Here is a 7,913-nt window from a genome sequence, read left to right on the forward strand (position 1 = left end):
GTTTGTTGGAAAGACCTGACATGTTCTCGAAAGTTCTGATTGCAAACCGTGGTGAAACCGTCCGCCGTATCGGCCGCACCCTGCGCCGGATGGAAATCGGCTCGGTTGCTGTCTGCTCCGAAGCGGATCGCTTCGCGCCACCCGTTCTTGAGGCAGATGAAGCCGTGCTGATCGGGCCTGCGGCGGTTGCACAGAGCTATCTGAACATGGATGCCATTTTGCAGGCCTGCCGCGATACCGGCGCGCAGGCTGTGCATCCGGGCTATGGTTTTCTGAGCGAACGCGCGGAGTTTGCCGATCGTCTGGCGGCAGAGGGCATCCGCTTCATTGGCCCGCGGCCCGAGCATATGCGTGCGTTTGGTCTCAAACATACGGCGCGTGCTCTGGCGCAGGAAAACGGGGTGCCGTTGCTGCCGGGTACGGATATTTTGTCTACGGCGGATGATGCGGCGCGTGAGGCTGAGCAGATCGGTTATCCGGTCATGCTCAAAAGCACTGCGGGCGGTGGCGGTATCGGCATGCAGGTCTGTCAGGACGAGGCGGCCCTGCGCACCTGCTTTGAGGCCGTGTCGCGTCTGGGTGGCAACAACTTTGGCGATGCCCGCGTCTTTTTGGAAAAATTCATTGCCAGCGCACGGCATATCGAAGTGCAGATTTTTGGCGATGGCCGCGGCGGTATTCTGACACTGGGTGAACGTGACTGCTCCTTGCAGCGGCGTAACCAGAAGGTGATCGAGGAAACTCCCGGCCCCGGTCTTGATGAAGCCACGCGGCAGGCCCTGCGGCGTGCGGCCAAGGCGCTGTGTGGCGCGGTGCAGTATGAATCGGCCGGAACGGTCGAATTCATTTACGATACCCAGAGTGGCCGCTTCTACTTCCTTGAGGTCAACACCCGCCTGCAGGTGGAACACTGCGTGACCGAAGAAACCTTCGGGGTCGATCTGGTGGAGTGGATGATCCGTCAGGCGGATGGGTCCTTTACCCTGCCTGAGCAGGATAGTCTGGTGCCGGTTGGTGCCGCGGTGGAAGCGCGTATTTACGCCGAAAATCCGGCTGAAAACTTCCGTCCTTCTACCGGGCGGCTGACACAGGTTTCCTTCCCCGCTGGCGTGCGGGTGGATGGCTGGGTTGAAACCGGCACGGAAATTACCCCGCATTATGACCCCATGCTGGCCAAGGTGATTGCAACCGGGGCCGATCGGGCGGAGGCGCTGCGTAACCTGCATAACGCCCTGTGCGCGACCCGGCTGGACGGGCTGGAAAGCAATCTTGATTACCTGCGCGCTATTACGGCGCACCCGCAGGTGATCGCGGGGGCCGTGACGACAGGTTTCCTCAACGTCTTCTCCTATATGCCCAACACCATGGAAGTGCTGGCTCCGGGCCTGCAATCCACCGTGCAGGACTGGCCCGGTCGCGTTGGTTACTGGGATGTAGGCGTGCCACCCAACGGGCCGATGGATGACCGTAACTTCCGTCTGGCAAACCGGATTGTCGGGAACGCACAGGGTGCGCCTGCTCTGGAACTGACAGTTTCCGGGCCGGTACTGCGCTTCAATGCCCCCGCCACCATCGCGCTGACAGGCGCGCTCATGCCCGCCACACTGGATGGCGAGGCGGTGCCTTACTGGCTGCCGGTGGCTGTAAAAGCCGGGCAGGTGCTCGCTCTGGGGCAGATCAAAGGGGCAGGGCACAGAACCTATCTGGCGGTTGCGGGCGGGCTGGATGCGCCGCAGTATCTGGGCTCCAGCTCCACCTTCATGCTGGGGCAGTTTGGTGGACATGCCACGGGGCAGCTACGTACGGGCGATGTACTGCGTTTCCATGCCAGCACCGCGCAGCCCGAGGGTGAAACGGTGCCCGAGGGCGAACGCCCGGAGCTGACCAGCGAGTGGGAAATCGGGGTGCTGTACGGCCCCCATGGCGCACCTGAGTTTTTCCAGCCTGACGATATTGCCGACCTGTTTTCCAGCACTTACGAGGTGCATTTCAACAGTGCGCGCACAGGGGTGCGCCTGATCGGCCCCAAGCCGCGCTGGGCGCGGACCGATGGGGGCGAGGCCGGGCTGCATCCGTCCAATATTCACGATAATGCCTATGCTATCGGGGCTATCGATTTTACCGGCGATATGCCCATTCTGCTGGGGCCTGACGGGCCGAGCCTTGGTGGGTTTGTCTGCCCTGCCGTGGTGGTGCGCGACGAGTTGTGGAAACTCGGCCAGCTTCACCCCGGAGACAAGGTGCGTTTTCGCAGGGTGATGCCGCCTGCGCTGTCCCTGCCGTTCCTTTCCGCGCCGGTTGAGGGGGATAACCCCGTGCTGCATCGTTCGGAAGGGACGGTGCCGGTTGTGTATCGTCGGGCGGGTGAGCAGTATCTGCTGCTGGAATTTGGCGAGCCGGTGCTCGATATTCCCCTGCGCCTGCGTGTGCAGCTTATGCTTGAGGCTCTGCGGGCGAAAAACGTGCAGGGTATTGTAGACCTGACACCGGGCATCCGCTCTCTTCAGGTGCATTACAACCCCGACGTACTGCCCCTGCCGGAGCTGATGACGCTCCTGCATGAAATTGAACAGGCACTGCCCGAGAATGATGATGATATCGAGGTGCCCAGCCGTATCGTAACCCTGCCGCTGTCGTGGGATGACGAGCAGGCGCGTCTGGCCATGCAGCGTTATCAGGAACTGGTGCGGCCCAATGCGCCATGGTGCCCGTCAAACATCGAGTTCATTCGCCGGATCAACGGGCTTTCCTCGATTGAGGATGTGAAGGACATTATCTTCAACGCCTCTTATCTGGTTATGGGGCTGGGCGATGTTTATTTGGGCGCGCCGGTGGCGACACCGGTTGACCCCCGGCACCGCCTGGTCACCACCAAATACAACCCGGCGCGTACATGGACACCCGATAACGTGGTGGGCATTGGCGGCAGCTATATGTGCATTTACGGCATGGAAGGGCCGGGCGGGTATCAGCTCTTTGGCCGTACCATTCAGGTGTGGAACACATGGCGCAGCACGGATGCGTTTGCGCCCGGTCGTCCATGGCTACTGCGCTTCTTTGACCAGATCCGCTTCTACCCTGTCTCGCATGATGAGTTGATGGAAGCGCGCGCCGCCTTCCCGCATGGGCGTTTTCCCGTGCAGATCGAGGAAACGACGTTCAGCCTGAAGGCATATCGTGCGTTCCTGAGCGAGCATGAAGAGGAAATCCGTATCGCCAAGGATCGCCAGCAGGCGGCGTATGAGGTGGAGCGGCAGGACTGGATTACCAAGGGGCTGGATACGTTTGAAGAGGAAGTCACCACCCCTCAGGCGGAAGAAAGTGCCCTGCCCGAAGGCCATGCCGCTGTGGATAGCCCGGTGCCGGGCAGCGTGTGGCAGATTCCCGTGGCCGTGGGCGATCGCGTAGCCGTGGGAGATGCGGTGGTCATTATCGAATCCATGAAGACGGAAATGAAGGTGGTTTCTCCCGTCGCGGGTGAGGTGGTGGAAATCCTGTGCCGCAAGGGGCGCGAGGTGCGCGGTGGTGAGCGCGTTATGGTGATCCGCACAGAAAACTAGCACAAACCCATGGCGCGGCCTGCTGTCGCGCCATGGTGGACAGGGAATCAGGAGAGGGCATCATGACTTTGCCAGCCATGCTACAGATTGATGAAATCCTTGCCGCGTACCGCTCTGGTGCGCTGCGTCCGACCGCGCTGGTAACAGAGGTGCTGGAGCGGGTTGACGCCTATGCCCTCAAGGACCCCGCAGTGTGGATCACCCGTGCGGGGCGCGAAAAGCTTCTCGCCCGTGCGGCGTTTCTTGAAACCCAGCCGGTAGACAGCCTGCCGCTTTATGGCATTCCCTTTGCGGTCAAGGACAATATCGACGTTGCAGGCTACCCCACTACGGCGGCCTGTCCCGATTTTGCCTATGAGCCGCAGGCCAGTGCCGAGGTTGTGGCCCGGCTGGAAGCCGCGGGCGCTATCATGATTGGCAAGACCAATCTTGATCAGTTTGCCACCGGGCTGGTGGGCACGCGCTCACCTTACGGCCAGCCGCATTGCGTGTTTGATGATCGGTACGTCTCCGGTGGTTCCAGCTCCGGCTCGGGTGTTGCTGTGGCTGCGGGGCTTGTCTCGTTCTCGCTGGGGACAGATACGGCGGGTTCGGGCCGGGTGCCTGCGGCTATTAATAATATTGTCGGCCTCAAACCCACACGCGGCGCGCTAAGCTCGACCGGCGTGGTCCCTGCCTGCCTGTCGCTGGATTGTGTGTCCATTTTCGCAACCAGCGTTGCCGATGCCCTGAAGGTGGAGGCGCAGGCCGCCGCGTGGGATGCCGCGGCACCCTATTCACGCCCGATGGCGCACCATGCCCTGCCACAGCAGACCTTCCGCTTTGGTGTGCTGGCGGAAAAAGACCGCTTTTTTGATGGTGATGCGCAGAACGCTGCCCTGTACGAGCAGGCGATCAGCCGGTGCGAGGCCCTTGGCGGCACCGCAGTAGAACTGGATTACACCCCCCTGCGCGAAACAGCGGAACTGCTTTACGGCGGGGCGTTTGTGGTGGAGCGTCTGGCGGCGATAGAGCCTTTCTTTACCGCGCATGAGGCGGCCATGGACCCGACTGTTGCGGGTATTATCGGCTCTGCCAGACGTTATAGTGGTGCGGATGTGTTCCGCGCGGCTTACCGCCAGCATGAATTGCAGCAGGTAGCAGCCGATATGTGGCAGCAGTTCGATGTCATGCTGCTGCCCACCATGCCAAGGGTTGTCAGCCGTGAGGAAGTGGCGGCACAGCCGGTAGCGGCCAACAGCCTGCACGGGGTGTATACCAATTTCGTCAATCTGCTGGACATGTCCGCCTGTGCGGTGCCTGCGGCTTTCCGCGATGATGGTCTGCCCTTTGGCGTAACCTTTGTGGCACCCGCTTTTGCCGATCATGATCTGGGCCTGCTGGCCGGACGTTTCCATGCCGCCAGCCAGACCGGGGCGGGGCTGGCGCGTGTAGCCATTGGTGCAGGTGATGAGGCTCCCCGCCCCGCGGCGGAAGGCACGCTGCGCCTTGCTGTTGTGGGGGCGCATCTCAAGGGGTTGCCGCTGCACTATCAGCTTGAGCAGGAAAACGCCGTTCTGGTGCGCACAACCCGCACAGCACAGGATTACAAGCTGTTTGCTCTGCCTGCCTCCGTACCGCCCAAGCCGGGCCTGTTCAGGCAGCCCGGTTTTGAAGGCCCCGGTCTGGAAGTGGAAATTTACGAACTGTCAGCTTCTGGCTTCGGGCGGTTTGTTGCCTCGGTTCCGCAACCAATGGCTATCGGGCGCATTACCCTTGCAGACGGGCAGGAAGTGGATAGCTTCCTGTGTGCCGAGGCGTTTGCCAGCAAGGGGCAGGATATTACGGAACTGGGTGGGTGGAAGGCCTACCTGAAGACCGTGCAGGCCGGATAAGGCCAGCGAGCTAATACCCCATGGCGGGGGAAGGAGCCACCTGCGCATAGGTGGCCCTTTCCCTGCTGGGGCGAATTGCTCCATGATGGCGTCAGGCCGCCATGGAGGATGGTTTTTCCCGGCAGGTTTGTGGGCCTGTATGGGGGAATGGTTTGTCTATATTGTTCCTTTTACGGAATAACATTGAAGGAGAGTCATGCAGATGAAGACCAAGACCATGGGATCCAGGTTTCGCAACTTTCTCATGACCTGCTGCCTTGTCGCGGTAGGTGGCGTGGCAGGCAGTCTGGCACAGGCCGAGGCCGCGCCGCTCCAGGTTGGTTACAGCGACTGGCCGGGCTGGGTGGCCTGGCAGGTTGCGCTGGACAAGGGCTGGTTCAAGGAAGCCGGCGTGGATGTTTCCTTCCAGTGGTTTGATTATTCTGCCTCGCTTGATGCCTTTGCCTCGGGCAAGCTCGATGCCGTAACCGCTACCAATGGCGATGTGCTGGTAACCGGTTCCGGTGGCCATAAGGGCGTGATCGTTCTGGTGGATGATTATTCCAACGGTAACGACATGATTATCGGTGCGCCGGGTGTGACCAGCGTAAAGGACCTCAAGGGCAAAAAGGTTGGCGTTGAACGCGGTCTGGTGGACCACCTGCTGCTGCTTAACGCCCTGCAGACCGCCGGGATGAAGGAAACCGACATCACGCTGGTTGATACCAAGACCAACGAAACCCCGCAGGTTCTGGCTTCGGGCGATGTGTCGGCCATTGGTGCGTGGCAGCCCAGTGCCGGGCAGGCGCTGCGGCAGGTGCCGGGCTCACGCCCGATCTATACCTCTCATGACGCACCGGGCCTGATTTACGACGTGCTGGCAGTTGACCCGGCAAGCCTCAAGGCCCACCCGGATGACTGGAAAAAGATCGTAGGCGTGTGGAAGCGCGTTGTGGCGTTTATTGAAGACCCCAAGACCCAGCCGGAAGCACTGGAAATCATGTCCCGCCGCGTGGGGCTTGAAGCGTCCAGCTACAAGAAGCTGCTCAAGGGCACGCATCTGCTGACGCTCGAAGACGACGTGAAGGTTTACGAACGGAACGACACGCTGGCTTCCATTTATGGTTCGACCCAGAATGCCGATAACTTCAACGTGAAATACGAGGTCTACAAGACCCCGCAGAACATCGACACCTATATTGACCCGGCCCTGATTCACGCACTGGTCAAATAAGCCTTTTCCTTGCAGGATATGGTCTGGGGCGGGGTTGTATAAACCCCGCCCTTTTTGTTTTGGTAGGGGCTCAGGGCGCGGCTTTGACCTGCCATACAACGCCCCCCACATCGTCTGCCACCAGCAGGGCCCCCAATCCATCAACCGTTAGGCCCACGGGGCGGCCATGAGCATGGCTGTTGTCAGGGCTGAGAAAATTCCCGAGCACTTCTGTTGGTGGGGCCATGGGCTGGCCGTCGGCAAAGGGGATGTAAATCACCTGATAACCGCTTTTTGGGCGACGGTTCCATGAGCCGTGCTGGGAAATGAAAACCCCATGCCGCCATGTTTCGGGCAGGGCTATGGCATTGGCGGAAAACGCCAGCCCGAGTGAGGCCGTATGTGGCCCAAGCGCGTAATCGGGCACAACGGCGCTGGCCACGAGGTCGGGCCGCTGCGGTTGCACGCGCGTATCCACATGCTGGCCGTAATAGCTGTAGGGCCAGCCATAGAACGCACCGGGCCTGACGGAGGTAATGTAGTCAGGCACAAGGTCACTACCGATTTCATCGCGTTCGTTCACCGCAACCCAGAGCGCGCCGGTCTGGGGTTCCCATCCCAGACCGTTGGGGTTGCGCAGGCCTGTGGCGTAAGGGGTTAGCGCACCTGTTGCCAGTTCGAGCCGGGCGATCTGGGCGCGGCCTTCTTCGGCCTCTATGCCGTGTTCGGCTACATTGCTGTTGGAGCCGACCGTAACATACAGGAACCGCCCATCCGGGCTGGCCAGCAGGTTTTTGGTCCAGTGGTGGTTATAGCCTGCTGGTAGGTCGGCCACCTTGGTGCCGGGGTCATGTACGAAGAGCGTGCCCGGCGTGTAGGGAAACGCCACGATGGAATCGGCATTGGCGACATAGAGCGTCTGCCCCACCAGTGCCATGCCAAAAGGGGAGCGCAGATGGTCAAGAAACACCGTGCGCGTATCGGCGGTGCCATCGCCATTCGTGTCCCGTAGCAGAACGATCCGGTCGGGGCTTTTTTCTCCTGCTCCGGCCCAGCCCATGACAAAACGGGCCGCTTTGTTTTTGAGTGTATCGATATCCGTGCCGGGCGAATTGGTTTCAGCCACCAGAATGTCGCCATTCGGCAGGGTATAAAGCCAACGCGGGTGATCCAGCCCGGTCGCAAAGGCATGAACCGCCAGCCCGCGGGCCGGGTGCGGTGTTTGCTCCTTTTCCCAGCCAACGGGGGTTGCGACATTGATTGTGGGAACCAGCGTGGGGTTGGGGG

The 7,913-nt window shown here is 60.9% G+C and carries 4 protein-coding genes; 3 read left to right on the top strand and 1 reads right to left on the bottom strand.

The window, feature by feature from the left end; genetic code table 11:
• The first annotated feature begins 20 nt into the window (after window positions 1-20).
• The 3 genes from uca to ABF757_RS04170 all read left to right on the top strand — a co-directional run bounded on the left by uca (window position 21) and on the right by ABF757_RS04170 (window position 6,647).
• Window positions 21-3,560, top strand: a complete 3,540-nt coding sequence (gene uca / locus ABF757_RS04160) for an urea carboxylase (RefSeq protein WP_415481045.1) — start codon at window positions 21-23, stop codon at window positions 3,558-3,560.
• Between the two features lie 62 nt (window positions 3,561-3,622).
• Window positions 3,623-5,434, top strand: coding sequence for an allophanate hydrolase (gene atzF / locus ABF757_RS04165; protein WP_415481046.1), 1,812 nt, complete (start codon window positions 3,623-3,625; stop codon window positions 5,432-5,434).
• Between the two features lie 244 nt (window positions 5,435-5,678).
• Window positions 5,679-6,647, top strand: coding sequence for an ABC transporter substrate-binding protein (locus ABF757_RS04170; protein WP_035370325.1), 969 nt, complete (start codon window positions 5,679-5,681; stop codon window positions 6,645-6,647).
• A 70-nt stretch (window positions 6,648-6,717) separates the two neighbouring features.
• Here the strand turns inward: ABF757_RS04170 and ABF757_RS04175 are convergent.
• On the bottom strand, window positions 6,718-7,913 hold a 1,196-nt coding region (locus ABF757_RS04175), incomplete at its 5' end, for a PQQ-dependent sugar dehydrogenase (RefSeq protein ID WP_415481047.1).

The organism is Acetobacter papayae (genome assembly GCF_047721125.1).
GTDB classification, from domain to species: Bacteria; Pseudomonadota; Alphaproteobacteria; order Acetobacterales; family Acetobacteraceae; genus Acetobacter; species Acetobacter papayae.